The sequence below is a fragment of the Cyclobacterium amurskyense genome (genome assembly GCF_001050135.1).
GTDB lineage: Bacteria > Bacteroidota > Bacteroidia > Cytophagales > Cyclobacteriaceae > Cyclobacterium > Cyclobacterium amurskyense.
The window spans coordinates 1,200,235-1,226,525 of record NZ_CP012040.1 but is presented as its reverse complement, the minus strand read 5'-3'; the positions used below and the strand labels follow the sequence as shown (position 1 = coordinate 1,226,525).

Below are 26,291 nucleotides of genomic sequence, written 5' to 3'. Positions count from 1 at the left end.
CTTTTTATGATTAATCCAGAAAAAAGGAAAAAGCAGTTAGCGGCTTTTGATCAACTACTGACCATCATGGATGAACTCCGTGAAAAATGCCCTTGGGATAAAAAACAAACCATTGAGAGTTTAAGGCACTTGACCATAGAAGAAACCTTTGAGCTATCGGATGCCATAATGGACAATGACCTCGACGAAATAAGTAAAGAGCTTGGTGATATTTTATTGCATATAGTTTTCTATGCACGTATAGGAGATGAAAAAAACGCCTTTGATATCGCTAAGGTGATTGAGCAACTTAATAATAAATTAATTAGAAGGCATCCTCATATTTATGGTGATACGGCGGTGGATAATGAGGAGGAAGTCAAGCAAAACTGGGAAAAGATTAAGCTTAAAGAAAAAGGCAATACAAGTGTGCTTGGAGGAGTTCCCAAGTCCTTGCCTGCATTGATTAAAGCGATGCGTATTCAAGAAAAGGCAAGAGGTGTTGGTTTCGATTGGGAGGAAAAACACCAGGTTTGGGAAAAAGTGGAAGAAGAGCTTGCGGAGTTTCGTGAAAATTTTGATGCCAGTGGAGAACTGCCTGTTAATAAAGAGGAAGCAACCAAGGAATTCGGTGATTTGATGTTTTCCTTAATCAACTATTCCAGGTTTATAGGTGTCAATCCTGAAGAGGCATTGGAAAAGACCAATAGGAAATTTATCTATAGGTTTCAATACCTTGAAAATGAAGCAAAATCTTCAGGTAAAACATTGTCTGAAATGAGTTTGGAGGAGATGGATGCCTATTGGGAAGCTGCAAAAAGTAAGGAGTAATTCATTAGATTTGGAATATAATTCTGATCTTAGGGTTATCCACCTTTGGGCCTTAGATTAATTTATAAAAAATATTATTTTTTCAAGTTTTCCACAATTTGACAGTTTTATTTTACGGTGTAAGTAATTGACCTACAATATTTTAAGTGTTGTTTTAGTCTGGGTGTGGATAATTGTTGTTAAATGTGGATAAATATTTCTTGTTTTTTTCATTCCTCAAATGCGTTTAAAATAGGCTATTTTTAACCTTGATTCAGCTTAATTTGATACCGGAACAGCATTTGTTTTCAACTCCATTTTGGCCTCGGATTAGAATCTTCTTTGGTTTGGCTTGGAAGTGATTTGATTTACTACATGTATTGCAATCCAAAGACTGATTTTAAAGTGAATTCATCATTTAATCCAATACTCATTTAATGGTTCGGGTTAAATTTATGCCTAAGTAAATGGGATTGTTTGATTCTGATTTACATGAGATTTCAATACAAAAAAGCAGCGGGAAATAAGACTGAAATATGGATAGAGATTTTACAAAAGCTTTAAAACCTCTTCGATGTATTCCCTGTTGTTGGAAAGTCTGGGGACCTTATTTTGACCACCTAAACGTCCTTTTGATTTGAGCCATTTTTCAAATATCCCTTCCGAGGCAAAATGAAGGATAGGTAGTTTTAGAACCATGTCCTTGTATCGCTTTGCTTCATAATCTGAATTGACATTTCTTAATTCCTGATCTAACCTATGTAGAAATTCATCTTTATCTTTAGGAAATTTTACAAACTCAATCACCCATTCATGGGTACCTTGTTCATGGTTTTTATCAAAGTATACTGGTGCTGCAGTAAAATTGCTGATGGTGGAACCCGTTGCTTTGCATGTGATTTCCATGGCCTTTTCAGCATTTTCCACGATTAACTCTTCTCCAAAAGCGTTGATGAAATGTTTAGTCCTACCGGAAATTTTAATTCTATAAGGGTCTGTGGAGGTGAATTTTACTGTGTCACCTATCTTATACCTCCAAAGCCCTGCGTTGGTAGAAATCAATATTGCGTAATTTTTACCTTTTTCCACTTTGTCCAAGGGGATTATATTGGGATGTTTCCTTTCTATATCCTCCATCGGGATGAATTCATAAAAAATGCCATAATCAAGCATTAAAAGCAGTTCATCTGAATCTTTTTGATCTTTGATTCCAAAGAATCCCTCAGAGGCATTATAGGTTTCCATATAATGCATGTTCGGAGAAGGGATAAGACTTTCAAAAATATTTTTATAAGGTCCGAAAGCTACAGCACCATGAAAGAATACTTCTAGGTTTGGCCAAATTTCTAAAATGTTTTTACTATTGGTCTTTTCCAGTACCTTTTTAATCAATACCAGCGTCCAGGTAGGTACACCTGTGAGACTTGTTACGTTTTCTTTTAGCGTCTCATCGGCCATCTTGTCTATTTTTTTCTCCCATTCACTCATCAAAGCAACTTCAAGACTCGGTGTTCGAGCCATCTGCGCCCATTTTGGGAGATTTCTCATGATGACAGCAGAAATATCCCCTGAAAAGCTATTGTCATTGTAGTCAAGATTATTGGTTTGGAGGCTTCCTCCAATAGTAAGGCTTTTACCTGTAAATAATTTAGTGTCGGGATAATTATTGATATACAGAGAAAGCATGTCTTTACCACCCTTGAAATGACAGTCTTCAAGGCTTTCAGGAGAGACAGGAATAAATTTACTTCGTGAGGAAGTAGTTCCAGATGATTTCGAAAACCAATGGATAGGCGTTGGCCAAATTACGTTTTGCTGGCCTTTCATGGTTTGTTCAATATAAGGCTTTAGTGCTTCATAGTCGTGTACTGGCACCCATTGATTGTAGTCCTCGTAAGCAGAGATTTTCTCGAAATTGTACTTTTTCCCAAACTCAGTTTTTTTGGCTGTATGTATTAACTTGAAAAGAATTTCTCTTTGTGTTTCAAGTGGGTTATTTTTAAATTTTTCTATCTGACCAATTCGATTCTTAAGAATCCAGGTCATAAAAGTATTGATCAATTCCATAGTGGAGGTTTGGTCGGTTTTAAATTTTCCTTTTCAGCTCGAAATTTTTCCCCAGATAAACTTTTCTTACCTGCTCATCTGCAGCGAGTTCTTCGGCTGTGCCTGCTTTCAGAAGTCTTCCCTCAAACATCAAATAGGCACGGTCGGTAATGGATAAGGTTTCATTCACATTATGATCAGTGATGAGGATGCCGATATTTTTGTTTTTAAGTTTGGCTACGATGGTTTGAATTTCCTCTACAGCAATTGGATCTACTCCTGCAAATGGCTCGTCTAGTAACACAAAGTTCGGGTCTACTGACAATGCCCTGGCAATTTCTGTTCTCCTTCTTTCTCCGCCAGAGAGTACCATCCCAAGGTTTTTTCTTACATGGGTGAGGCTAAACTCCTCTAGAAGCTCTTCTACTTTTTCCTTTTGATCCTTTTTGGGGATCTTACTCATCTCCAGAACGGCCATTATATTTTCCTCCACAGTAAGCTTTCTGAATACAGAGGCTTCTTGAGCAAGGTATCCTATACCTAATTTCGCTCTTTTGTACATAGGTAGTGGGGTAATGTCCTGATTGTCCAGGTATACAGTTCCTCCATTTGGTTTTACGAGGCCCACAATCATATAAAATGAGGTGGTTTTTCCTGCTCCATTTGGTCCAAGTAGGCCTACAATTTCTCCCTGTCCTACTTCTACAGAAATATCGTTAACTACTTTCTTTTTCTTGTATATTTTAACTAGGTGCTCTGCCTTTAATATCATGTTTAATCAAATTTGATATCCTTTACGTAAAGCTGCAAACTGCTCGTATTTCTAAATGTATTTTCTCTTAATTCAAATGCTATATTAAATCGCATCTTGCTATTCAATAACTCATAATAATCAGCAAAGCCAAAGCCAATACAAACTGGCTTTGTGCTTTGTCCATCTTGAACGATTTCAAAGCGGAGATGTTTGTCTTTTAGGATACGTACATTTTCGGCGTAAACCTGATTGGTACAAAAGACAGGTTCGGGATTCCCAGGGCCAAAAGGTGTCATTTGCTTGAGGATATTATAAAATTTATAATTGATTTGATCAAGGATCAACTCATCATCAATTTCTAATATAGGCTTCATGTGAATTTCACTTATCCTTTCGCTAACTACAGCTTCAAATTTCTCCTGAAATGCTGGTACATTTTCGACAGCTAGGGTAAGTCCTGCAGCATATTTATGACCACCAAACTGCTCGAGCAAGTCACTGCATTCTTCAATTGCATCGTAGATATTAAAATCAAATACAGAACGCGCACTACCTGTAGCTTTATTGTTTGATTCAGTAAGTATAATGGTCGGTCTATAGTACTTTTCTATACACCTCGAAGCCACAATGCCAATTACTCCCTTGTGCCAGTCCTCCTTGAATAGAACAGTGCTTTTGAAAGCACCTTCTTCCAATTCCCTGCTTTCAATCATTTCTAATGCCTCACGAGTGATGTTTTCATCGAAATTTTTTCGCGCAGCATTTACGTCTTCTACGAGTTCAGCCCTTCGCACTGCTTCGTCTAAATCTTTAGCAATTAATAGTTCTACAGAGGCTTTTGCATGCTCTAATCTCCCGGAGGCATTTATTCTTGGGCCAATTTTGAAAACAATATCTGTAATGTTAATGTCTTTCTCTAATTTTCCTTTAAGTATTAGGGCTTTAATTCCCGGTCTGGGATTGTTGTTTAATCTTTCCAAACCAAAATAGGCAAGGATTCTGTTTTCCCCAGATATGGGGACAATGTCTGAGGCTATACTGATCACTAAAAGATCAAGGAAAGCATAAAGGTGGTTTTGATTTTTCCCCAAAAACTTTGTGTAAGCCTGTACAAGTTTGAACCCTACTCCACATCCACTTAACTCTTTGAAGGGATAGGAGCAGTCTGAACGTTTAGGGTCTAAAACGGCAATGGCCTGAGGGAGTATTTCTCCAGGTGTGTGGTGGTCGCAGATGATAAAATCTACACCTAGTTCATTGGCCAGTGCGATTTTATCCATGGCCTTAATTCCGCAATCCAACGATACAACGAGGCCGAAATTGTTTTCAGCTGCATAACGCACTCCTTTTTCGGAAATGCCATAACCCTCTTTGTATCTGTCGGGGATGTAAAAAGCTACATTGTCATAAAATGATTTTATAAAGCCATAAAATAATGCCACAGAAGTGGTTCCATCTACATCGTAATCTCCGTAAATAAGTATTTTTTCTTTGTTTTCTATAGCCTCATGTAACCTTTTTACGGCATTGTCCATGTCCTTCATTAAGAAAGGATCATGGAGCTTGTCCAAATCGGGACGGAAAAATTCTTTTGCTTGTTGGAAATCCTCAATGCCACGATTCACCAAGACATTTGCTAATGTCGGGTTAACGTTGATTTCATTGCTTAGGTATTCAACTAATTCCGAATCTGCCTTGCTTTTATGTTTCCATCTAAAGTCCATGGCGTGTAAATTACAAAACAAACAGGCGATTCAACTAAAAAAACACCTTAATAATTCCAATAAAAATTGACAGGTTTACTTAAAGTCCATACATTGAGATCCTTATCGTTTAGTCGATCACCTCAGTGAGAACATCTTTAAGAGGCACTCTTTGTCCGTCTTTGTAGGGAACAATCCAGGCTTCTTTCACGCCTATTTTTCTTAATTTTTTCTTGAACTGATCTGCCATTTTGTAGTCTCTAAATTGGCCTAATACATACTTGATGTACCCTTCTTCATCAATGATTTTCAGATCACTTCCATTCTCTGTAAGGTCTCTCAGGTCAAATTCATCGAAAGCAGCCAATTGTACCTTAAAAACAATGCCTTTTTGCCACTCATCTATATTGGATTCTGAATTCCCATTTGCTCCTTGATTGTTTTGAGTACTCATGCTCATTACCTGACGGGCCAAACGATCTATTTCGCCTTGTTTATCAGCGATCTTTTGCTCAACATGGGCCATTTTTTCAAGAAGGTAATTGTTTTCTTGTGCTATTCTGTCCTTGTCTTCAACCAAGGCTTTGAAAGCTTCAGGACTCATTTCCTTTTTTTGTTGCTTCCAGGATTTATACTCTTCTTTGGTGAGCCCACCAATAGTTTTAGAGGAACAGTTAAAAAAAACTGTGGCGATTATTACTAATAGTAATGTTTTGGTAAAAGTCATTTTAAGGCACGTTTAAAATCCAGTTCTTTGTAAGATATAGACAGTCAAAAGATACAAAAAAATAGTTATTATCCTTCTTATCTCAAGAAAAATCATAACTTCCGACCAATTCAAGTGAATTTGATCGGAAGTTATTCAAGGAAAGGTGCTTAAACGTTTACATGTCTCTCAGCATGGTAAGAGGATCTGACCAAAGGTCCGGATTCTACATATTTTAAGCCTCTCTTAAGTCCTTCTTCTCTATATACATCAAATTGGTCAGGGTGAATAAATTCAGCAACTTCAATGTGCATTTTAGTGGGTTGCAGGTATTGGCCGAGTGTAAGTATATCACAGCCATGCGCTGCAAGGTCATCCATTGCTTTATGCACTTCATCCTGTTTTTCTCCTAAGCCTAGCATGATACCTGTTTTGGTACGTTTGCCAAATTCCTTTGTAAGCTTAATTTGTTCCAGAGATCTGTTGTACTTGGCTTGTGGTCTTACTCTCCTATACAATCTTTCAACAGTTTCTACATTATGAGAAACAACTTCTTGTCCCGCACTAATCATTCGGTACAAGGCTTCCCAATTCCCCTTAACGTCTGGGATGAGGGTTTCAATTGTGGTTTCTGGAGAGCTTTTCTTGGTTTCAGCTACTGTTCTATACCATATATCAGCGCCTTTGTCCTTGAGCTCATCTCTGTTTACAGAGGTAATTACAGCGTGTTTTACCTGCATTAGCTGAATTGCTTCAGCAACCCTTCTTGGTTCATCTTCGTCGTACTCAGGTGGTCTTCCTGTGGCTACAGCGCAGAAGGAACAGGATCTGGTACATACATTTCCTAATATCATAAAGGTAGCCGTACCCGCTCCCCAACACTCACCCATATTAGGGCAATTGCCGCTTTCGCAGATAGTGTGTAGCTTGTGCTCGTCTACCAATTTGCGTACATGCGCATATTCTTTTCCAACAGGTAATTTTACCCTCAACCAATTCGGTTTTTTTCTTCTGGTTTGTTCTTCAGAAATTACCGGTAATTCTATCATATCGGTTTTTTAAGTCCGTTCAAAATTAATCATAAAATGTGAGTTAACCCAAAGATGGATGTTACTACCTATCTTCTAAAGCCATAGAATAAGGTGACATAAGCAGATTGGAAGGTCTGTCTGTTTTCCGTAGTTGGCATCAAGGGAATCTCTTTGGTAAAACCCTCAAATTGATACCCTAGTTCCAGCCCTGTTACGTTTGACTTAAAAAAACCAAATTCAAAAGTTATTGCTGCTTTGGCATTTCCCCCAAAAGCAATTTCAGAATCGCCAATTCCCTCAAATAGTCTCCCTGGACCGAGTATGTCCCACTTGCTTTGGTGGATGCTAGGGTCATACTGCTGGCGTCTTGTGTCTGATTGACTATAGTAATATTCCACATAATAGGGAGCTATTAATCCAATGGAAGGGCCAATTGCCGCCAGGAATGAAATCTGGACTCCCTGATGGGGTGCTTTTTTGAAGGCGATTATTTCTCGACCGTATTGGGGCCTTATTGCGTAGAGGTAATTTGATTTTCCAAAAATATACGTATTCCCTAAATTTGATGGGTACCTGACTTCCTTGGGGTTTTTGACATTGGCCAATTCCAAATTGAAAAACTGAAAGAGATTGTCATCTATCCTTGAACCAATTTTAAAACTAACACCGCCAATTAAACCTCCGTTGGTATTTTTATTGATTCCAAAGAGAACCTCTTTGTCATAGTCATAGTCTCCGGACTCCTCCTCTTGAGCCAATAAATTGAAAGAAGAACCTAAAAGAAGGGCAAGGAATAGGAAATATTTCATTTCTTTAGTCATAAATGATCAGCAATTTAAACGCTAAATTTACATTTATTGTTACTTATTAGGTATTAAAAATAAAGAGATTAAGTTTATCATGCAAAAGCTTCATCGTTTGCTGCTGATATAAGTGTCTATTTCCTTTTGAAAGATACCAATAAAATTCTCTTACTACACAAATCTTAAGCCCTGAGAAAAGGGTGGCGTAAGTTGCAAATATTGATTGCTGCAGAAAGGAAGTTTTTTTGGCTTTAAAAGTAAATAGGAAATAGCCATAGCAAAGTCTCAAAATTACTAGACATAGGCTAAAGATGTGAGAAGCGTTAAGGGGAGAGTAGGCTATATACTAGGGGTTTTAAACAATAGGGCTGTTTTCATATTAATGCTTTGTCCTTTAGACCATATGTAATGATTATTCTTAATTACTTGGGGATAATTTTAAGTCCGCCTTTTTCGTTGTTAACTTTGGTTTATCAATGGGTAACAATTTTAACCCAGATTATGTAATAGGATTTCTCCGCCCTGACAATGTCAGGGGTGAAGCCTGTCCCGTGTTTACGGGAAGTGTTGCAATCGCAAGAAAATCGGTCGTGTACTGAAATAGGTTGACACAATTTAATTAAAAATTGTAAACCTATAATCGGACAAAATGAGTGAATTACAAAAGTTCTCCGAAGATGCAAGGAGAAAAATCGTTATGGAAGTACTTTCAGGTACTTTAAGCAAAGAACAGGCAAGGCATATTTATGGAATTAAAAGCAAATCCGCTATCTTGGAATGGATGAGGATTTTTGCTGGTCTTGAAAGAAGGCTTCCTAAAGATCCTCTTCCGATTTTAAAAAACATGGCAATAAAAGAGGATTCCAATAGTGAGTTAAAAGCCCGTATAAGGCAACTTGAAGAAGAGCTGAAGCTTAGCCGTTTGAAGGGCAGGGCATACCAGATCATGGTAGATATTGCCAAAGAAGAATATGGGCTAGATCTTGAAAAAAAGTCTGGTGCCAAACAGTTCAAAGACTCAGAGAAGAAGAACCAAAAGTAAGTTTGGCCCAACTTTGTGAATTGTTTGGCAAGAGCAGGCAGGGCTACTATAAAGCTTTAAATTATATTTACCGCGGGGCATTTGAGGAAGAGGTGGTCTTGAGTCTTGTTTTAAAGATCAGAAAGAAGGCCAAAACATCCAGATGGGGGTTGAGAAAGATAAACCCTCTGATTCAGAAAGACCTAATAGGAATGAAAATCAAGATAGGCAGGGATAAACTGTTTGATTTGCTTCGAGTGAACGGGTTATTAGTAACCAAAAGAAAAAGGAAGTTTTTCACTACCCAAAGCCATCATTGGCTTAGGAAGTACCATAACCTGGTAGAAAACATGGTTGTCTACAGGCCCAACCAGTTATGGGTTTCCGATATTACCTACCTTTTACTAAATGGGCAAGTCATGTATCTGTATCTTATTACGGATGCTTATTCCCAGAAAATAGTGGGCTGGAATCTTTCTCTGGATCTGAAGGCTGAATCAGCACTTGAAGCCCTGAAGGTGGCTTTCCAGTCTCAAGAAAACATTAACCATTATTCCCTTGTCCATCATTCGGACCGTGGGGTACAGTACTGCAGTTATGATTACACCGACCTATTGAAAAAGAAGAAAGTTTGGATCAGTATGACGAAGCCCGCTTCACCACATGAAAATGCCATAGCGGAAAGAGTAAATGGAATCCTAAAGGAAGAGTGGCTGGAGGATATTGCAGGAGAAACAAATATCAACCCGAAAAAATACATCATTAAAATTATCAAAATCTATAATGATATGAGACCACACGAGAGTTTAGGAAATCTAACACCTAACCAAGTACATGACGAAGGTTTTACAAGGCATGATACCGAACGCGTTATTGGAAAGAAATATAATTGGAAAAAGAAGACCGAACCTGTCAAGGCCCGGTCTGAAAATAGCAACGCTATCGGACCAAACGACTATTCCTTGGCAAGTTGCTCCTCAGCAGAGCTTGCCTCCGCTTTATCGTGGTACTGTAAGTTAAATGAAACTTCTTAGAAATTAAAACACTTACTATATTTGAAAAACAAAAGTGTCAACCATTTTCAGGACGAGACAATCAGGCTGTTTGGAGATTTTAACATAGCACCGCTATGGTGAAATTGAAAACAGCAACGAAGTGGCTGATTTTAAAGCGATTTCAGCACGTAATAGATTGTCTATTGCATATTTCGGGTTTAAGTCTTTTTTAGGAGTCTATTTTTGATGAAATGGATACAATCAATAAGCTTCTAGGTTCATTTGGTTGGGTTTGTGGGGGCTAAAAAATTGTTCAATTAAATAAAATGAAAATTTTTTGGCAAGTATTGTAGCGTTTTGTGAGTTGGTAACGTATGGGTTTTGAATCGACCCAGTAAAACAAAAGCTTTTGGAGAAAGATCTCATACAAGAAGCACAAAAGCGAGATAAAAAATCGTTAGAAAGGCTTTATCGGCACTTTTATGGCTATGCCATGAGTATTGCGTTAAGGTATTCTGGTAATAGGGAGGAGGCGTGTGAAATCGTAAACGATAGTTATATGAAGGCTTTTGATAAACTTGATCAATTTTGTTTAGAGAATTCTTTTAAGGCTTGGTTTCGTAGAATAATTATTAATACCTCGGTCGACTATTACAGGAAAAACTTAAAACATCAGGCAGTAATGGATATTGATAAAGCTCATGCTGAGACTTACGATCCTGATATTATCGATGAGTTATCTAAAGATGACATCTTAAAATGCCTTGAAGAATTGCCTGATATTTTGCGGGTGATTTTTAATATGTATGAAATAGAGGGGTTTAGGCATGCCGAAATAAGCGAAAAACTTGGGATCCCCTCAAGTACTTGTAGGACTTATTTAGCGCGAGCCAAGGAGAAATTGAGAGAAAAAATTATTGCATTAAATCATATAAAGAATGAAGGAGCAGTTCGATAAGAAGCTAGCGGAGAAAATTAAAGCCTCCTTCAATAATCACGAGGAGCCATTTGATCCAAAAGAATGGGAAAAGTTTTCTGATGCTTATTTTAAGCCTAAGAAGAAAGCATGGCTAATCTACTGGCCATTTATGACAGCAGGTATTGCTGCTAGTTTATTGTTCTTTTTCTTTTATTTTCCTAAGCAACAGGAAATTGATCAAAAGGTGAAATCTATAACGGATGCGGTGATTATGGATGAAGCTCCTTTTTTCGATAAAAGTGAAAAAGATGAAGCTGAAGTGCTTCAAATCCCAACAATCAGTTCAAGAAATGATTCGAGTTATGGTAAGGTAGCTCCACTTACAGGATCTACGGCCCTATCCAATATTGGTGAAGATAGTGTTGTAGATAGAGCTCCTATTCAAAATATCCCTGAGACAGGTAAAGCATCAAACTCAGTTTTTATAGAAACCTTTACTGAAACCTGGGACGAATTTCAGGCTGGAATTACTGAGCGTTTTAATAGTTTAGAAGGAGGAGCGGAGCAAACCGTAGCGATTAATACGGGGAAAGATGTTTCCATGAGCACCTCTGAGGCTCAGTATTTAGTAGATATTTGGAAGTCTTCTAGCTCGGAAAATGATCAAGTAGCCAAAACCCCCAAATCCTTTAAGCTGGGCTTGATGGTGAGCCCTCAAGCCAGCTCCAATCCTGTTTCAGGAATGAATTTAGGGGCTGGAATAATGTCTGAGATCTCTTTAAGTAGAAAGCTAAAACTGGACGTTGGTTTGGCTTATGCCAATCAAAGCATGGGAGCGCAAAATAATCATAGAATGGATCAAATGATGGATGCTTCTCCTTCTTCAGAGGCCTTAAAGAGCAATAGTAATATTATTGATACTGATTACCAACTCAATTTTGCCTCTTTAGATATACCTGTGAATTTGAAATATAAGTTTTATGATAAAAAGCAGACGGGTATGTATTTGATTACAGGCTTGTCTAGCATGGTGTATTTAACTCAAAACACCGTAGAGTCTTATCAGGCGCAGTCCCTTTTCAATGCCAATAGTTTCAATGGGGCATTGGAATACGCCCCAACAGTGCAGAGCTTTAGTAATGTTTTTACTCCTGAATCTGGGCAGAGTAGTACGGATGTAGCCGGACTATTGAATCTTTCATTTGGCTATGAATATCAATTAAACAAAGAGTTTTATATTTCCTTTGAACCTTTCTATAAATTGCCATTGGGAGGACTTACTTTTGCAGATCAGCAGTTTTCTATAGGTGGAGTGAATCTGAGGATGAATTTTAATTTTAATAATAAATAACAAACCAAACTTTAATTATTTAATCACCATGATTTTAACGAACAAATTTACTTGGCTACTTGGCCTGATTGTCTTGATGTCATCTTGTCTTGAAGAATCCGTTTCTGATATAGAGTTGGCAATGGAAAGGGATGACCTAATCTTAGAAGAATACATTGCGAGCAATAGCATTGTTGCTACCAAGGCTCAATCTGGGTATTATTACACTAAAACTGTTGAAAATCCTGATGGAGAGCAATTTGTAAATGCAGATTTTATAGGGGTGTATTATGAAATTAAAACCATCGATGGACAATTGATTGATTCTTATATGGATGAAACGAAGGAACCACGGATATTTAAATACAGTCAGGATGGCTTATGGCCAATATCCATTACTTATGCCTCAGGTCTAGCTAAAGTTGGTGAAGAATTAACTGTTTATTCACCATCCTATCTTGCCTTTGGGAATTATGGGTTCGAAACTTTAATTCTTCCTTCATCCAATTTGGTGATTAAATTAAAGTATGCAGCCAAATATACTGAAGAAGAGTTGATGCAGCGTGAAGAAACAATGATAGCGGACTATATCGCAGCAGAACAACTTGAAGGTTTTGTAGAAGTTGCAGAAGGTGTTTATATGCGTACAGTTACTGAGGGAGATGATACAGAGACTGAGTCCAAACTTGGAAGTAACGTTTCAGTAGATTTTGAATTATTTGAACTGGGAGAGGAAGATCCTGTATTTGAATCTTATGAAAGTAATCAGCCTACAACTGTTTCTATAGGAAACTCAGGATTGGAGTTTTTAAATAAATCTTTAATTGATGTTTTGCCTGATCAGAAGATTGAAGTTTTGTCTACTTCTTTTAATGCATACGATCAATCAATTCAAATATTCCCATCAGCTATTCGTCAAGACTTGGTAAATATGGGAGAACAAATTGATCTTGTGAAGCCTTTTACGCCCATTCTTTTTAAAGCAGAAATACTGTCTGTGAATTAGTAGCGGACTTAATACATAAAAAAAGGGCTTGAATTACAAGCCCTTTTTTTATGTCCATAAACTTTTTAGAAATGGGATTTTCAATAGCTCCTCTATACTTAATCCAAATACAAAGGCCCAGAAAAAAGCACTTACTAACATTGTAAACAGAATTTTTCTTTTTGCGATGCCAAATGAAGTCAATACGACTGTTCCCCCTATTGGTGTCAATATTAGGGGAGTCAGGAAAGCAATTCCCCAAATGCCAAATTTTTTCCAAATCTTAATGATGTTTCTTGTTCTTTTGGAGAAACGCTTTTGCTTTTTTTTAATTATGATGGTCCAGTTTGTTTTAAACCATTCTCCTAAAAAGGTAAAAAGAATCACTGATGTCATCATACCAGAAACTGTTACAATTACTATTTCAAGTAAACCGTAACCTGCCGCTGCTCCAAGAAGTGGTCCGGCTATAAATTTAAAAAGACAAAGGAAATAAATTCCGGCGAATGTAATTAGGTACTCATTCATGATATTATGAAATAGATATAAAGTAGGTAACCTAAGAACAAAGTAAGGCCGTTTAATCTGGAGATTTTATAATCAATCCGCATTATTGGAAGAAGTATGATTGTAAAGGCTAACATCCAAATAAAATCAGTATATATAAAGTCTGTAGCAACCTCGATAGGCTTAATTAAAGCTGTAATGCCTATAATAGAGAAAACGTTCATAATATTACTCCCTAAAATATTTCCTAAAGCCATTTCAGTTTCCTTCTTTAATGCAGCTAAAACGGAGGTTACCAATTCAGGTAAACTTGTACCTATTGCGATAATTGTTACGCCAATAATTCGTTCACTTACCCCATAATTTCGGGCTATCAATGAAGCATTTCCTACAACTAACTCAGAGCCGAAATATAAACCAGCGGCACCACCTAAAAGCTGTAATACGGCAAGCCAAGGCGACTTCTTTTTCATTTGTATCGCCTCATCTTCTGTAAACTCAACTCTTTCTATTGTTTTGAAAAAATACCAATTAAGCCCAACAAAGCAGGAGAATAAAATAATTCCTTCAAAGAAAGAAATTACCCCACTAAAGGACATTGCATAAAAAATGACGGAGCTAATTAATGTAAATGGGTAATCCAGCTTAAGCGTTGATTTTTGAATATAAATAGGGAATATGATTGCACTTATTCCTAAAACCAGGGTGATATTAGAAATATTACTCCCAATGACATTGCCAATGGCTATATCACTTGAACCTTTCAATGCAGCAGTCACACTTACCAATAATTCTGGGGCAGAGGTGCCAAAAGCAACAATGGTTAGGCCAATTAATCCAGGGCTTAACCCAAGTCTAGCGGCGATCGCAGAGGCTCCATCAACAAGAAATTTTCCACCCAATAGCAGGACCAGAAAGCCCGCAGCTAATATTAAATAACTCATTTTGAAAGAAAAGGTTAAATTTTTGAACCAAAAGCAAGGTCCCCTGCATCCCCTAATCCAGGGATAATATAGGATTGATGATTTAGTTTTTCGTCCACGGCTCCGATCCAAAACCGGTGTGGAAGATCTAGATTTTCTTGAATATGCTGTATACCTTCAGGAGCAGCTATGGCACTAACTATTTCAATTTGTTTAGGGATGCCATTTCCATTCAAGGCTTGAAGGCTCTTTAAAATTGATTTGCCTGTAGCAAGCATAGGGTCGACCATTATTATCGTTTTGTTTGTTAAGTCAGGCGCTGCAAGGTAATTTAAGGTGATTTCTATTGCTGAATCACTATCGCTCTCATTTCTATAGGCACCGATGAAGCCACTATCAGAATGGTCAAATAAATTCAATACGCCTTGATAGAAAGGCAAAGCAGCCCTTAATACAGCAATGATTACGGGTTTTTCTGCTAAAAGTTTGGTTTCTACTTCTCCGAAAGGACTTGGGACAGAAGCAGGGGAAAAAGGCAATTTCTTGGAAAGCTCGTAGGCAAGGATTTCACCTACTCTTTCTAGATTTTTCCTAAAACGCATACGGTCCTTCTGGATATTTATGTCCCGAAGTTCGGCCAGATATTGATTTGCAATCGAGTTATTATGATTAAGGATAAACATGGTAGGACAAAGTAAAACAAAAAAACCCGATCTTTTAAGATCGGGTTTTAAATATTATGTAAGATGCCTATTTATTGGATCTCGAAACTAACTCTTCTTGCCATTTGTCTAGCATCAGCAGAAGATTTATCTACGCTAGTATCTTCACCATAGCCTTTGTAAGAAAGTCTAGATGCATCAACTCCAGAGGCAATGATTAAATCATATACAGATTTAGCCCTTTTCTCAGAAAGTTTCATATTGTAATCTTCAGGACCTAATTCATCAGCATAACCTTTAAGTTCTACTTGAACTCCTGGGTTTCTCTTCATGAAGTTAGCAACATAGTTTGCAGAAGATGCAGAGTAACCAAGTGGTTTAGCACTGTCAAAAGCAAAATAAACGTTTACGTACTGATCGTTTATTGCTTTAGCTAGGTAGTCAACTTCTTCGGTATCATCTGGAGCACAACCTTCTAATGAAGCTGGACCTGGAACGAATGGACATTTATCTAAGTGATCAGGAATACCATCACCATCAGAATCCATAGTTACACCATGAGAATCAACTCTTGCTCCAGCAGGAGTATTAGGCTCTTTGTCCAAATAATCAGGAACACCATCACCGTCAGAGTCTTTTAGCATGTCCTTGATCTCACCGATCTGAGTAGCCAATTCGTCTTTAGTAGCATATTTGTTTTCCCTGATGTACCAGTCAGCATGTGTGTCGTTACCCCCTAAATAGAAAGTAAGACCCAAGGTACCAGTCCACCAAACAGCATTTGATCCATAATAGCCATTGTTAGCACCTGGCCTAATTGCTGATTCACCGTCAAAACTTACGTCCTGACGTCCTGCTACTAAATTGGTTACATCACCTGTTAGAGCGATGCGATCACTTAATTTAACCTGTAGGGTCATTCCGGAAATTATATTATACTGACGATCTTTAAGGTCAGTAAATTGGTTTTCCTGAGGGGTAAGTTGACCTATTCCGCCACCAAAGTGACCTAATAGGTTGAAAGTTTGAGAAAAAGTTTCCCAATTCATTATTCTGCCAATATTGGCAACACCTTGTAGGTTCAAACGGTAATAGTTAGAAGAAAAATCAGGAGTATCGCTAGCATTTTTAAAGCTACCGAAACCAAAATCTAATTTGGTTCCAAATTTTTCATTAAACATATACCTGACCCCAAGGTCGGCATGTCCAAGGTTTAGTGTAGGTGAGAAATAACCCGGCGTGATTGGAGCCATCGGCTTATTGAACCCTCCATTAACCTCTACAGACCATTTGTTGAAGTCGTCTTGAGCATTAGCACCTACAGCTAAAGCACCAACCATTAGTGTTGATAGTATTATTTTTTTCATGATAAAAAATTTTTTACAACATTCAGTGTTTTAATTGATTTTGATTGCTATTAGATTTTTACTCGGTTTATGATACAAATGTATATTAATTTACGGGAACTTTAAACATCTATCTCAATTGTTTCAATAAAAACTAATTTGATCCCGAAATTTAAAAAAATATTTAACATAAACTATGCCATTTATAAATTTATTAAAAGAAATTCTTCATTTAGATAGCGTTTCCGGTGATGAATCAAGGTTTTCCAATTTTATACTGCAATATATCGAGAAACGTAAAAACAGTTGGAAAGTTACTCCTGAAATTCATTTTGGAGAAGAATTTCATGACAATATTGTTCTCGTTTTTGGAAAACCTAAAACAGTTGTCTTTTCCCATATGGATACGGTGGGTTTTACCGCTAGATATGAAAATCAACTTGTACCTATAGGTGGTCCAGAACTTTTGGATGGCGTATGGTTAGTTGGTAGGGATGAAGCTGGCCTTATCAGATGTAAGGCAAAAGAGATCGATGGGAATGTGTTTCATGATTTCCCACGAAAAATTGAAACAGGGACCCTTCTTTCCTTTGAACAGGAGGTTGTTCTGCAAGATGGATTTCTTCAAGCAGCCTATTTAGACAATAGAGTAGGGGTTTGTACCTTACTAAGATTATGTGAAACCTTAGAAAATGGAATCCTTGTTTTTAGTACCTATGAGGAACATGGAGGTGGTTCGATTCCCTATTTAATAAAATTTATTTATGAAAACTGGAAAATTAGAAATGCCTTGATTGCCGATGTCACCTGGATAACTGATGGGATTCATTTTAATAAAGGTGCCGTTATTTCGATGAGAGATAGCTATATCCCTCGTAAAACCTTTATAAATCGAATTGTTGATTTGGCAAGGGATGCAAATGTCCCTTTCCAGTTGGAAGTAGAAGCTTATGGTGGTAGTGATGGAAGAGAGATTCAAATGAGTCCTTATCCAATTGATTGGTGTTTTATAGGGGCCCCACAGGAAAATCCACACACGCCAATTGAGAAAGTGGCTATTTCAGATATGGAGAGCATGTTTAAATTGTATCAATATTTAATGCAATATTTGTAAGGGATTTGAATTTGTACTTATTTTAGATTGATAAAACCTAAATCCCTTTACATCATCCGGGAAACTCACCTTTAAAGAATGATTAAGTTAAAAAATTTATTTTTTGAGCCCTTTCTTACAGAAAAAGTCATTCTTAAGAGGGTGAAAGAACTTGCTGCCTCCATTAATAATGATTATCAGACAAAAAATCCTATATTTTTGGCTGTTTTGAACGGTAGTTTTATGTTTATGTCGGATATTTGTAAGGAAATTTCTGTTGAGATGTCTGTCAGTTTTATTAAAGTAGCCTCTTATTCCGGCTTGAAATCTCAAGGAAGTGTCAAAGATTTGATCGGTTTGGATGAGTCTCTTAAAGGAAAAGACGTGATCATTATAGAGGATATTGTAGATACCGGCAATAGTATGGCGCACCTTTTGGAGATGATTAATAAGGAGCAGCCAAGCAGTGTGGAGCTTGTTAGCTTATTGTTTAAGCCTGATGTATTAGTCAAACCGATTAAGATCAAATACGTAGGTTTTGAAATTCCCGACCTTTTTGTGGTAGGATATGGGCTGGATTACCAAGGACAAGGCAGGAATTTACGTGATATTTACCAAATTGTTGAAAATAATTAACACTCTATTCATATTAAAATTACACTTATGTTAAATATCGTTTTGTTTGGCCCTCCCGGAGCTGGTAAAGGGACCCAAAGTGAAAAGTTGATAGAAAAATACAATATTGAACACATATCTACCGGAGATCTATTCAGGAAGCACTTGGGTGAAGGTACCGCTTTAGGAAAGTTGGCCCGCAAATATATGGATGAGGGGAATCTTGTTCCCGACGAAGTAGTAATCGGTATGGTAGAAGATAAGATAAACCATTCATTGGATGCCAATGGGGTTATTTTTGATGGTTTTCCACGTACTGTAGCTCAAGCGGAAGCCCTTGACGAATTGTTGACAAAAAAGGGGACAGCCATTTCTGGCATGGTGGCTCTTGAAGTGCCTGAGGAAGAATTGAAAAACCGTCTTAAAGAAAGAGGAAAGACTTCAGGTAGGTCAGATGATCAGGATGAAGAAAAAATTAAAAATAGAATTAAAGTTTATAATGATGAGACTTTACCTGTTGCCAATTATTATCAAAAGCAGGGTAAGTTCTCCGGAATTCATGGTGTTGGTGCCATCGATGAAATCTTTCAAAAAATTTGTGCTGTTGTAGATAAGTATTAATCACTATCTTTGCATAATAATTTTATGGCTGAGCCTACAAGCTTGGCCATTTTCTTTTCATCCAAAAGTTGAATGTTGAGGATGAAAATTAAAGCAATAATATTAAACGGAATAAGTAGTGGCAGGATCCAATTTTATTGATTATGTGAAATTTTGTTCCCGATCTGGAGCAGGAGGGAGTGGATCAGTACATTTCAGAAGAGAAAAGCACGTCCCTAAAGGGGGACCTGATGGTGGTGATGGTGGAAGAGGGGGGCATATTATTCTGAGAGGAAATGCTCAACTATGGACACTTTTACATCTCAAATACAAAAAACATGTCATTGCGGACAGAGGAAACAATGGAGAAGGAGGAAGAAGAAAAGGAGCAGATGGACATGATGTTGTTTTAGAGGTGCCTATCGGTACTGTTGCTAAGGTAGCAGAAACTGGTGAGGTCAGATGTGAAATCACCGAAGATGGACAAGAATTTATTTTGACTCCAGGAGGTAAAGGTGGTCAGGGTAATGACCATTTCAAAACTTCAACCAATCAGGCCCCGCATTATGCTCAGCCTGGAGGTGAAGGAATAGAGGAATGGATCATTATGGAACTGAAGCTTTTGGCAGATGTAGGTCTTGTAGGCTTTCCAAATGCAGGTAAATCAACTTTACTGGCAAGTGTGTCTGCTGCGAAACCTGAAATCGCTGATTATGCCTTCACCACTCTGATACCTAATTTAGGTGTGGTCGATTATAGAGATGGGAAATCTTTCGTGATGGCTGACATTCCAGGTATTATAGAAGGCGCTGCTGAAGGGAAGGGCTTAGGACTTCGTTTCCTTAGACATATAGAGCGAAATTCTATCCTTTTGTTTTTAGTACCTGCAGATGCAGATCATATCGGTGAACAATACGCCATTTTATTGGATGAAATCAAACGCTACAATCCAGAGCTTTTAGATAAAAAGCGAATTTTGGCTATATCAAAAGCGGACCTGTTGGATGAAGAACTAATGGAGGCACTGAAGCCTGAGATACCTGAAGGTATCCCTCACCTCTTTTTCTCTTCGGTTACAGGTTTTCAATTGCCAGCCCTTAAGGATTTGATATGGAGGGCATTGCAGTAAATATGTCAGAATGTCATATTTCTATAGTATGGCAAGTTAATTGTTTAAGAGAGATTGATTGTTGATAAACGTATTGAATAATGACAGATAAAGTGAATGAAGAAATGGATCAAGGTCTTGATCAGCCAGATACAGTTGAAAACCTTAAAAATGGAGAAGATCTGAAAAAGGATTCCCAAGAAGAGACAAAAGACGAAGAATCGGTTGATATGGAAGATGCGTCGGACAGTTTGTCAAAAGAAAATCAAGAACTGAAAGATAAGTATGTCAGACTTTATTCTGAGTTTGAGAATTTTCGTAGGAGAACAGCAAAGGAGAAGTTGGAAATGATTGATACGGCTTCCAAGAACATAATTCAGGAAATCCTTCCCGTCTTAGATGATTTTGAAAGATCATTTAAAATAGAAGGCAATGACCAGGAAGGTAGCAGACTGATATATAGTAAATTAAGTAAGGTTCTTGAATCCAAAGGTTTGAAGCCTATGGATGATTTGGTAGGGAAAGCTTTTGATGCAGAATATCACGAAGCAATCACTCAAATCCCTGCCCCTTCTGAGGATCTGAAAGGAAAAATTGTAGATGTTGTTGAAAAAGGATACATGCTTTCTGATAAAGTAGTTCGATTTGCAAAAGTGGTAATAGGAAATTAAAAACTTATGGCTAAAAGAGATTATTACGAAGTGCTGGGAATAGCAAAAAATGCCAGCCCGGAAGAAATAAAGAAGGCTTACAGAAAATTGGCCATTAAATTTCACCCAGATAAAAATCCAGGTGATCCTACTGCTGAAGACAAGTTTAAGGAAGGCGCGGAAGCGTATGAGGTTCTGAGTAATCCGGAGAAAAAACAACGCTATGATCAGTTTGGTCATCAGGGTGTCAGTGGCAACGGCGGCTTTGGTGGCGGCGGTGGGATGAATATGGATGACATATTCTCTCAGTTTGGAGACATCTTTGGTGGCGGAGGTGGATTTGATTCTTTTTTTGGTGGAGGGGGACGAAGTTCCAGACGAACTAGAAAAGGAACCAATCTTCGGGTAAAATTAAAACTTAATCTTAAAGAACTCGCTCATGGAGTAGAGAAGAAAATCAAGGTTAAGCGTCATATGATTGCTGATGGCGTAACTTTCAAAACCTGTTCTACTTGTCAAGGACAAGGACAAATTAAGAAAGTGGTCAATACCATGTTAGGTCAGATGGTGTCAGCAAGTACATGTCCTACTTGTGAAGGTAGTGGACAGATTGTAGATAAAAGACCGCCAAATGCCAATGCCAATGGTTTGGTAGTGAAGGAAGAAATAATTCCTATCAATATACCTGCGGGTGTTTCTGAAGGTATGCAACTTAGCTTATCCAGTAAAGGGAATGAAGTACCTGGTGGTGTAGCAGGTGATTTATTGATCCTTATTGAAGAAATTGAAGATGGAGAATTGGTTCGAGATGGCAATAATGTCGTTTATGACCTATACTTGAGCTTTATTGATGTGGCCCTTGGAGCTTCCTTGGAAGTGCCAACCATAGATGGTAAAGTTAAAATCAAAATTGATCCAGGAACTCAAGCAGGAAAAATCCTGAGATTAAAAGGGAAAGGGATTAAAGAGCTTAACGGATACGGTAAAGGGGATCAATTGATACATATTAATGTGTGGACACCTAAAGAAGTGAGCAAAGAAGAAAGAGAAAAGCTGGAATCACTAAGAGATTCTGAAAATTTCAAACCAAATCCAGGAAATTCTGAGAAAAGTATATTTGATAAAGTTAAAGAATTTTTCTAAAAAGAAATGGCCAGCATTTGGCCATTTCTTTTTAAAAACCTTTTCCATCGACTATCGTATTAATTCCCTATGTTTAAGGAATTAAATATATCGATATGTTGTATCCTATTTGTTGTCATTTCAACTGATGCCCAAATCTTGCGTCATTTTGAAGTTGAGGAACAAAGTGGTATCAATATGGTGCGTCTTGACTTCTCAAGTTATAAAGGTGTGTCTCATATAAATCGATCCTATCATGGAGTCCCTTTGTATGTAGATGCAGAGCTTGGGAAAGTCAATATTTTACCCTCATTTACCCATAGTCTCACAGATGGTGTGCTCTCGGCACAGCTTGAACATAAGAATGTAGAGTCTGAGAGCTTAAGTAAAAACCTGTCTTATAGATTGTTTTCAAGTGGAGATGATGATTTTGACCACAAATGGGAGGTGGGTTTGGATCCGAATTACTTGTATGACCTGCATTTTCAATTTGGGATAGGTAAGGCTCGTTTAGATTTCTCTAACCTTCCCGTGTCCAACTGCATTGTCAAAACTGCCTCTGCAGATGTTTTTTTAAACTATGCCAGTCAGGTTTCCAACTCTGTGAGTATGGATACCCTAGCTGTGGCAATCAATATGGGCTCTGTATATGCCAATGACCTTCACTTTTCAAATGCCGAATTGCTGATGTTTGATGTCAACTATGGCTCTGTTAATTTAACTTTTAATGATACCATGGCTGGCCGTTCTCAAATCCATACCATGGTGGGTGCAGGTTCAGTAAATATAAAATTACCTCCGAAGGATTTGCCTTATTTGATAAAGATCAAATCAACAGCCATGTGTAGAACCAAGGTGCCTTTCAATTTGAAAAAAATTGCTGATAAAACTTATGTTAGTAAGGGGTATAGCAAAGAAGCTAAAAATCTAATGGTCTTTCTAATTGATGTTTCAGTGGGTTCCGTATCTTTGGAATAATTAGTTTTTGGAGACAATTTTCCATTCATAATAATGTATCAAACCTGTTGCTAAACTATTGTTCATTTGGAAATATTAAGCATTCGATCATTAAATAAATCCTATGGATCACATGTAGCACTCAAAAATTTTGATCTCTCTGTTGATCAAGGTAAGATTTTTGGGTTGCTGGGCCCCAATGGAGCGGGTAAAACAACACTCATCAGGATAGTAAATCAAATTATAGACCAAGACTCTGGGGATATTTTTATTAATGGAGAGCCCTTGAGGATGGAGCATGTTAGAAATATCGGTTACCTTCCTGAGGAAAGAGGTCTTTATAAAGGGATGAAAGTTAAAGAGCAATTGTTGTATTTTGCTCAAATTAAAGGCCTCAGTAAGAATGAAGCCAAACAAAAAATCACCGATTGGCTGGATAGGCTTAATCTCACCCAATGGAAGGATAAAAAAATCCAGGACCTGTCTAAGGGAATGGCGCAGAAAGTGCAATTTATAGCCACTGTTATCCACCGTCCGGATTTATTAATTTTGGACGAACCTTTTTCCGGGTTTGATCCTGTGAATGCAGAGATTATTAAAAATGAAATTCTTGAATTGAAAAACCAAGGGGTAACCATTGTCCTTTCTACCCATAGGATGGAGTCCGTTGAATTACTCTGCGACCAAATAGCAATGATCAATCGGTCAGAGAAAATTTTGGACGGAACGGTGAAAACGATAAAGGATGAAGCAAAAACCAATGTTTTTCGGGTCAAAATGATCCCGGGAAGTGTGGATTTTGTTCCAGAAGGAGAAAATTTGCTTATCCAAGACGGATTTATGGAATTTAAGTTGAGCTTGAATGAGCAGAAGCCTAATGATGTCTTGAAAGCACTCATGAACGAAGGGGAGATTCTTGGTTTTGAAGAAATCGTTCCCAGTATAGAAGAGATATTCATTCAAAAAATTAATGAAAGTCATGGGGAATAAAATCTTCTTAGTCATACAAAGAGAATACCTGGCAAGAGTTAAAAAACGCTCCTTCCTCCTCGCAACACTTATAACTCCTCTAGTTTTCCCTACCATTCTAGGCTTGTTTTTATGGGTAGGAATGTCAGACTCTGTAGGTGAAGCCAGGAGAGTGATAGAGGTGGTTGATGAAAACAATTCATTTTTTTTAGAGAGCAATGAATTGTATTCCTTTTCTTATGGGGAGTTGGGACAGGAAAACGCCAAATTATTGGTGCAAGAGGGAGCCAGGTTTGGTTTTCTTTATATCCCTGATCTGGATGTCTCAAATCCAGAAGGTATCGTTTTTTATAGTGAGGAAACCCCGCCAATTTCAATGATTTCGAGCTTGGAATTGTCCCTTCAAAGAAAAATGGAAGCATATAGGCTGGAAGCTTTGGGCATTGACCCGGAGATCCTTTCTGCATACAAGACGAATGTAAATATTCAAACGATTATAGTTAGCGAAGCTGGAGGAGAGCGCGTTTCAAACTCAGTAGTAAATTATGCCATTGGTTTTCTTGCCGGTATACTGATTTATACCTTTATTTTCGTTTATGGTAACCAAGTCATGCAAGGTGTGATAGAGGAAAAATCCAGTAGAATTATAGAGATTTTGGTTTCCTCATTAAAGCCTTTCCAGTTGATGATGGGGAAAATTATTGGTATTGGTGCTGTTGGTTTGACGCAATTTCTAATATGGATTCTATTAATAAGTGCAGTCTCTTCCTTGGTTATGGGATATTTTGGCATGAAAATGCCACAGCAGCAAATATTAGAGATGTCTGGTCAGCAAGGAGTATTTCCTACAGAAGGAAACCCTGAATTATTAGAAATCTTACAGATGGTTCAAGGTCTGGATTTTGTACAGATTACTTTGACATTTTTGATTTATTTTGTCGGTGGATATTTATTGTATGGAGCATTTTTTGCGGCAATTGGGGCCGCAGTAGACAGCCCTTCTGATGCCCAACAGTTTATGTTCCCTGTTACAATTCCATTATTGGTTGCGTACATGGGGCTGTTTATTTTTGTATTAGACGATCCCAATAGTAATGTCTCTTTTTGGCTTTCTGTCATCCCCTTTACCTCTCCAGTGGCCATGATGGGAAGGGTTAGTTTTGGCGTTCCATGGCACCATTTGGCACTTTCTATTTCCCTTTTGGTACTTGGGTTTTTGTCCACTACCTGGCTTGCAGGAAAAATATACCGAATAGGAATATTGGTGCATGGCTCTAAAGTGAATTATAAAGTGCTATGGAAATGGATAAAGCAAAACTAGCTTTGACCGTTAAATTTGTATGCTTTAATTGTTGATTAGTACTAGAATTTTCTGCCATTCTAGGCAATAATCCCTGCTTTATATTGTTTCTCATTATGAACTTACTTAAGTTCGGGAACACCAATTTACAATGAAGAGAAAATTCCAAGACCTAGCATCTTTAGATTTATATAAAAACAGGGAGAAGGTAAAATGGGCTATATTTATTTTTTCCTTTGTTATAGGTTTAGGCTCAATATATTATACCAATACACTGGTAGAAGAGCTTAAAATTCGGGAAAAACGCCAAGTGGATTTGTATGCCGAAGCCTTAGAATATGCCTCTGTAAATTCAGACAATCTAACCTTTGTTTTTCAGGTGATTATTCAGGAAAATAAATCTATTCCTGTAATTACCGTGAATTCCAGTGGAGAGCCCATGGAATATAAAAACATCAATATCCCGACCAATAGCTCGGAGGAAGAAGTCAAGATTTATCTATTGGAGGAATTGGAGTCCATGAAAGAGCTGTATGAACCGATTAGCCTTTCTGATGATGTTTTTATTTATTACAGAAACTCGGACCTACTTACCCGATTGCAGTATTATCCTTATGTGCAGCTTTCGGTTATTTTGGTTTTTGGCCTTCTGGCTTATGCCTTCTTTAACCAAAGTAAAGTAGCTGAGCAAAACAGATTGTGGGCTGGATTGACCAAGGAAACTGCCCATCAATTGGGAACACCATTGGCTTCACTAATGGCTTGGATAGATTACCTCAAGAATTCTCCCGTATACGATGAAAATAAAGAGGTCATCCTGGAAATAGAGAAGGACATCAATAAATTGACCATGGTGACTGAGCGGTTTAGCAATATAGGAAGTACTCCTGTGATTAAGCCAGAGAATGTGTACCAGGTAGTTGGTGACGCTATTAATTATTTGAGACCAAGGATCTCCAATAAAGTCAGCATTGAACTAAATTCTCACGCAGAAAATATCCATGCTCAAATGAATAGGTCACTTTTCGAATGGGTAATAGAAAATGTCTGTAAAAATGCTGTAGATGCCATGAAGGGGCAAGGAGCCATTCGGATTAATATTGTCAAGGAAAGTGAGCAATTCGTATTTGTAGATATTTCTGATACGGGGAAGGGTATAGAAAAAAAGATGCTATCAAAGGTTTTTAATCCGGGTTTTACGACCAGAAAAAGAGGTTGGGGACTGGGATTGACCTTGGCCAAAAGAATAATGGAAGGATATCACAATGGGAGGATATTCGTAAATACATCGGAACTTGGTAAAGGAACAACTTTTAGGATAGTTCTACATGGTGTTAAAGAATTGGATGAATAAATT

At 37.7% G+C, this 26,291-nt stretch carries 26 protein-coding genes; 16 read left to right on the top strand and 10 right to left on the bottom strand.

Annotated features, from left to right (window positions below):
• The first annotated feature begins 6 nt into the window (after positions 1 to 6).
• Entirely contained in the window at positions 7 to 810 is an 804-nt protein-coding gene (gene mazG / locus CA2015_RS04870) for a nucleoside triphosphate pyrophosphohydrolase (protein WP_048640887.1), read from the top strand.
• A 528-nt stretch (positions 811 to 1,338) separates the two neighbouring features.
• On the opposite strand, the gene CA2015_RS04865 is transcribed toward mazG, so the two are convergent.
• From CA2015_RS04865 to CA2015_RS04840, 6 genes are all read right to left on the bottom strand, one after another.
• Positions 1,339 to 2,856: a GH3 auxin-responsive promoter family protein gene (locus tag CA2015_RS04865; RefSeq protein ID WP_048640886.1), complete on the bottom strand. Its 1,518-nt coding sequence runs from the start codon at positions 2,854 to 2,856 to the stop codon at positions 1,339 to 1,341.
• A 19-nt stretch (positions 2,857 to 2,875) separates the two neighbouring features.
• Entirely contained in the window at positions 2,876 to 3,607 is a 732-nt protein-coding gene (gene lptB / locus CA2015_RS04860) for an LPS export ABC transporter ATP-binding protein (RefSeq protein ID WP_048640885.1), read from the bottom strand.
• Positions 3,608 to 3,609: 2 nt separating this feature from the next.
• Positions 3,610 to 5,313 carry a single-stranded-DNA-specific exonuclease RecJ gene (gene recJ, locus CA2015_RS04855; protein WP_048640884.1) on the bottom strand — a complete coding sequence of 568 codons (1,704 nt, stop codon included), beginning with the start codon at positions 5,311 to 5,313 and terminating at the stop codon, positions 3,610 to 3,612.
• Between the two features lie 109 nt (positions 5,314 to 5,422).
• Positions 5,423 to 6,019 carry an SPOR domain-containing protein gene (locus CA2015_RS04850; RefSeq protein WP_048640883.1) on the bottom strand — a complete coding sequence of 199 codons (597 nt, stop codon included), beginning with the start codon at positions 6,017 to 6,019 and terminating at the stop codon, positions 5,423 to 5,425.
• 149 nt (positions 6,020 to 6,168) lie between these two features.
• Positions 6,169 to 7,047: a lipoyl synthase gene (gene lipA / locus CA2015_RS04845; protein ID WP_048640882.1), complete on the bottom strand. Its 879-nt coding sequence runs from the start codon at positions 7,045 to 7,047 to the stop codon at positions 6,169 to 6,171.
• Between the two features lie 68 nt (positions 7,048 to 7,115).
• Positions 7,116 to 7,850, bottom strand: coding sequence for a hypothetical protein (locus tag CA2015_RS04840; RefSeq protein WP_048640881.1), 735 nt, complete (start codon positions 7,848 to 7,850; stop codon positions 7,116 to 7,118).
• Positions 7,851 to 8,481: 631 nt separating this feature from the next.
• Between CA2015_RS04840 and CA2015_RS04835 the strand changes: the two genes are divergently transcribed.
• The 5 genes from CA2015_RS04835 to CA2015_RS04815 all read left to right on the top strand — a co-directional run bounded on the left by CA2015_RS04835 (position 8,482) and on the right by CA2015_RS04815 (position 13,103).
• On the top strand, positions 8,482 to 8,874 hold the full coding sequence (locus tag CA2015_RS04835; protein ID WP_048640786.1) for a hypothetical protein: 393 nt from the start codon (positions 8,482 to 8,484) through the stop codon (positions 8,872 to 8,874).
• A 2-nt stretch (positions 8,875 to 8,876) separates the two neighbouring features.
• Positions 8,877 to 9,887 carry an IS3 family transposase gene (locus CA2015_RS04830; RefSeq protein WP_048640785.1) on the top strand — a complete coding sequence of 337 codons (1,011 nt, stop codon included), beginning with the start codon at positions 8,877 to 8,879 and terminating at the stop codon, positions 9,885 to 9,887.
• 370 nt (positions 9,888 to 10,257) lie between these two features.
• Positions 10,258 to 10,806: an RNA polymerase sigma factor gene (locus tag CA2015_RS04825; RefSeq protein WP_048640880.1), complete on the top strand. Its 549-nt coding sequence runs from the start codon at positions 10,258 to 10,260 to the stop codon at positions 10,804 to 10,806.
• A complete protein-coding gene (locus CA2015_RS04820) occupies positions 10,787 to 12,118 on the top strand; it encodes an outer membrane beta-barrel protein (protein ID WP_048640879.1) in 1,332 nt (443 codons plus the stop codon). The genes CA2015_RS04825 and CA2015_RS04820 overlap by 20 nt, the downstream gene beginning before the upstream one ends.
• A 28-nt stretch (positions 12,119 to 12,146) precedes the next feature.
• A complete protein-coding gene (locus CA2015_RS04815) occupies positions 12,147 to 13,103 on the top strand; it encodes an FKBP-type peptidyl-prolyl cis-trans isomerase (RefSeq protein ID WP_048640878.1) in 957 nt (318 codons plus the stop codon).
• 48 nt (positions 13,104 to 13,151) lie between these two features.
• Here CA2015_RS04815 and CA2015_RS04810 read toward each other — a convergent pair whose 3' ends face one another.
• The 4 genes from CA2015_RS04810 to CA2015_RS04795 all read right to left on the bottom strand — a co-directional run bounded on the left by CA2015_RS04810 (position 13,152) and on the right by CA2015_RS04795 (position 16,541).
• Positions 13,152 to 13,610 (bottom strand): hypothetical protein, encoded by a 459-nt coding sequence (locus CA2015_RS04810; protein ID WP_048640877.1) that lies wholly within the window; start codon positions 13,608 to 13,610, stop codon positions 13,152 to 13,154.
• The gene (locus tag CA2015_RS04805; protein ID WP_048640876.1) at positions 13,607 to 14,533 is read right to left on the bottom strand and encodes a calcium/sodium antiporter; all 927 of its coding nucleotides are present in this window, start codon (positions 14,531 to 14,533) and stop codon (positions 13,607 to 13,609) included. The genes CA2015_RS04810 and CA2015_RS04805 overlap by 4 nt, the downstream gene beginning before the upstream one ends.
• Positions 14,534 to 14,547: 14 nt before the next feature.
• A complete protein-coding gene (gene upp / locus CA2015_RS04800; RefSeq protein WP_048640875.1) occupies positions 14,548 to 15,195 on the bottom strand; it encodes a uracil phosphoribosyltransferase in 648 nt (215 codons plus the stop codon).
• A gap of 71 nt (positions 15,196 to 15,266) precedes the next feature.
• Positions 15,267 to 16,541, bottom strand: a complete 1,275-nt coding sequence (locus CA2015_RS04795) for an OmpA family protein (RefSeq protein ID WP_048640874.1) — start codon at positions 16,539 to 16,541, stop codon at positions 15,267 to 15,269.
• Between the two features lie 175 nt (positions 16,542 to 16,716).
• On the opposite strand from CA2015_RS04795, the gene CA2015_RS04790 reads away from it, so the two are divergent.
• The 10 genes from CA2015_RS04790 (at position 16,717) to CA2015_RS04745 (ending at position 26,288) form a co-directional block, all read left to right on the top strand.
• Positions 16,717 to 17,634 carry an aminopeptidase gene (locus tag CA2015_RS04790; protein WP_048640873.1) on the top strand — a complete coding sequence of 306 codons (918 nt, stop codon included), beginning with the start codon at positions 16,717 to 16,719 and terminating at the stop codon, positions 17,632 to 17,634.
• A 78-nt stretch (positions 17,635 to 17,712) separates the two neighbouring features.
• Positions 17,713 to 18,249 (top strand): hypoxanthine phosphoribosyltransferase, encoded by a 537-nt coding sequence (hpt, locus tag CA2015_RS04785; RefSeq protein ID WP_048640872.1) that lies wholly within the window; start codon positions 17,713 to 17,715, stop codon positions 18,247 to 18,249.
• Between the two features lie 27 nt (positions 18,250 to 18,276).
• Positions 18,277 to 18,849, top strand: coding sequence for an adenylate kinase (locus tag CA2015_RS04780; protein WP_048640871.1), 573 nt, complete (start codon positions 18,277 to 18,279; stop codon positions 18,847 to 18,849).
• A 118-nt stretch (positions 18,850 to 18,967) separates the two neighbouring features.
• The gene (obgE, locus tag CA2015_RS04775; RefSeq protein WP_048640870.1) at positions 18,968 to 19,957 is read left to right on the top strand and encodes a GTPase ObgE; all 990 of its coding nucleotides are present in this window, start codon (positions 18,968 to 18,970) and stop codon (positions 19,955 to 19,957) included.
• A gap of 80 nt (positions 19,958 to 20,037) precedes the next feature.
• Positions 20,038 to 20,607: a nucleotide exchange factor GrpE gene (locus CA2015_RS04770; protein ID WP_048640869.1), complete on the top strand. Its 570-nt coding sequence runs from the start codon at positions 20,038 to 20,040 to the stop codon at positions 20,605 to 20,607.
• A 6-nt stretch (positions 20,608 to 20,613) separates the two neighbouring features.
• On the top strand, positions 20,614 to 21,729 hold the full coding sequence (gene dnaJ, locus CA2015_RS04765; protein ID WP_048640868.1) for a molecular chaperone DnaJ: 1,116 nt from the start codon (positions 20,614 to 20,616) through the stop codon (positions 21,727 to 21,729).
• Positions 21,730 to 21,798: 69 nt separating this feature from the next.
• Positions 21,799 to 22,686 (top strand): hypothetical protein, encoded by an 888-nt coding sequence (locus CA2015_RS04760; protein WP_048640867.1) that lies wholly within the window; start codon positions 21,799 to 21,801, stop codon positions 22,684 to 22,686.
• A gap of 66 nt (positions 22,687 to 22,752) precedes the next feature.
• Positions 22,753 to 23,655 carry an ABC transporter ATP-binding protein gene (locus tag CA2015_RS04755; protein WP_048640866.1) on the top strand — a complete coding sequence of 301 codons (903 nt, stop codon included), beginning with the start codon at positions 22,753 to 22,755 and terminating at the stop codon, positions 23,653 to 23,655.
• Entirely contained in the window at positions 23,645 to 24,955 is a 1,311-nt protein-coding gene (locus CA2015_RS04750; protein ID WP_048640865.1) for an ABC transporter permease, read from the top strand. The genes CA2015_RS04755 and CA2015_RS04750 overlap by 11 nt, the downstream gene beginning before the upstream one ends.
• Positions 24,956 to 25,085: 130 nt before the next feature.
• Positions 25,086 to 26,288, top strand: coding sequence for a sensor histidine kinase (locus CA2015_RS04745; protein WP_048640864.1), 1,203 nt, complete (start codon positions 25,086 to 25,088; stop codon positions 26,286 to 26,288).
• Positions 26,289 to 26,291: the final 3 nt, after the last annotated feature.

Excerpts from the sequence above, each read along its gene's own strand:
- CA2015_RS04750 (WP_048640865.1), top strand. The coding sequence starts at position 23,645 with ATGGGGAATAAAATCTTCTTAGTCATACAAAGAGAATACCTGGCAAGA.
- mazG (WP_048640887.1), top strand. The coding sequence starts at position 7 with ATGATTAATCCAGAAAAAAGGAAAAAGCAGTTAGCGGCTTTTGATCAA.
- CA2015_RS04760 (WP_048640867.1), top strand. The coding sequence starts at position 21,799 with ATGTTTAAGGAATTAAATATATCGATATGTTGTATCCTATTTGTTGTC.
- CA2015_RS04815 (WP_048640878.1), top strand. The coding sequence starts at position 12,147 with ATGATTTTAACGAACAAATTTACTTGGCTACTTGGCCTGATTGTCTTG.
- CA2015_RS04745 (WP_048640864.1), top strand. The coding sequence starts at position 25,086 with ATGAAGAGAAAATTCCAAGACCTAGCATCTTTAGATTTATATAAAAAC.
- CA2015_RS04805 (WP_048640876.1), bottom strand. The coding sequence starts at position 14,533 with ATGAGTTATTTAATATTAGCTGCGGGCTTTCTGGTCCTGCTATTGGGT.
- lipA (WP_048640882.1), bottom strand. The coding sequence starts at position 7,047 with ATGATAGAATTACCGGTAATTTCTGAAGAACAAACCAGAAGAAAAAAA.
- CA2015_RS04835 (WP_048640786.1), top strand. The coding sequence starts at position 8,482 with ATGAGTGAATTACAAAAGTTCTCCGAAGATGCAAGGAGAAAAATCGTT.
- dnaJ (WP_048640868.1), top strand. The coding sequence starts at position 20,614 with ATGGCTAAAAGAGATTATTACGAAGTGCTGGGAATAGCAAAAAATGCC.
- upp (WP_048640875.1), bottom strand. The coding sequence starts at position 15,195 with ATGTTTATCCTTAATCATAATAACTCGATTGCAAATCAATATCTGGCC.
- CA2015_RS04770 (WP_048640869.1), top strand. The coding sequence starts at position 20,038 with ATGACAGATAAAGTGAATGAAGAAATGGATCAAGGTCTTGATCAGCCA.
- CA2015_RS04795 (WP_048640874.1), bottom strand. The coding sequence starts at position 16,541 with ATGAAAAAAATAATACTATCAACACTAATGGTTGGTGCTTTAGCTGTA.
- lptB (WP_048640885.1), bottom strand. The coding sequence starts at position 3,607 with ATGATATTAAAGGCAGAGCACCTAGTTAAAATATACAAGAAAAAGAAA.
- recJ (WP_048640884.1), bottom strand. The coding sequence starts at position 5,313 with ATGGACTTTAGATGGAAACATAAAAGCAAGGCAGATTCGGAATTAGTT.
- CA2015_RS04820 (WP_048640879.1), top strand. The coding sequence starts at position 10,787 with ATGAAGGAGCAGTTCGATAAGAAGCTAGCGGAGAAAATTAAAGCCTCC.
- CA2015_RS04790 (WP_048640873.1), top strand. The coding sequence starts at position 16,717 with ATGCCATTTATAAATTTATTAAAAGAAATTCTTCATTTAGATAGCGTT.
- CA2015_RS04850 (WP_048640883.1), bottom strand. The coding sequence starts at position 6,019 with ATGACTTTTACCAAAACATTACTATTAGTAATAATCGCCACAGTTTTT.
- CA2015_RS04780 (WP_048640871.1), top strand. The coding sequence starts at position 18,277 with ATGTTAAATATCGTTTTGTTTGGCCCTCCCGGAGCTGGTAAAGGGACC.
- CA2015_RS04865 (WP_048640886.1), bottom strand. The coding sequence starts at position 2,856 with ATGGAATTGATCAATACTTTTATGACCTGGATTCTTAAGAATCGAATT.
- CA2015_RS04810 (WP_048640877.1), bottom strand. The coding sequence starts at position 13,610 with ATGAATGAGTACCTAATTACATTCGCCGGAATTTATTTCCTTTGTCTT.
- CA2015_RS04840 (WP_048640881.1), bottom strand. The coding sequence starts at position 7,850 with ATGACTAAAGAAATGAAATATTTCCTATTCCTTGCCCTTCTTTTAGGT.
- hpt (WP_048640872.1), top strand. The coding sequence starts at position 17,713 with ATGATTAAGTTAAAAAATTTATTTTTTGAGCCCTTTCTTACAGAAAAA.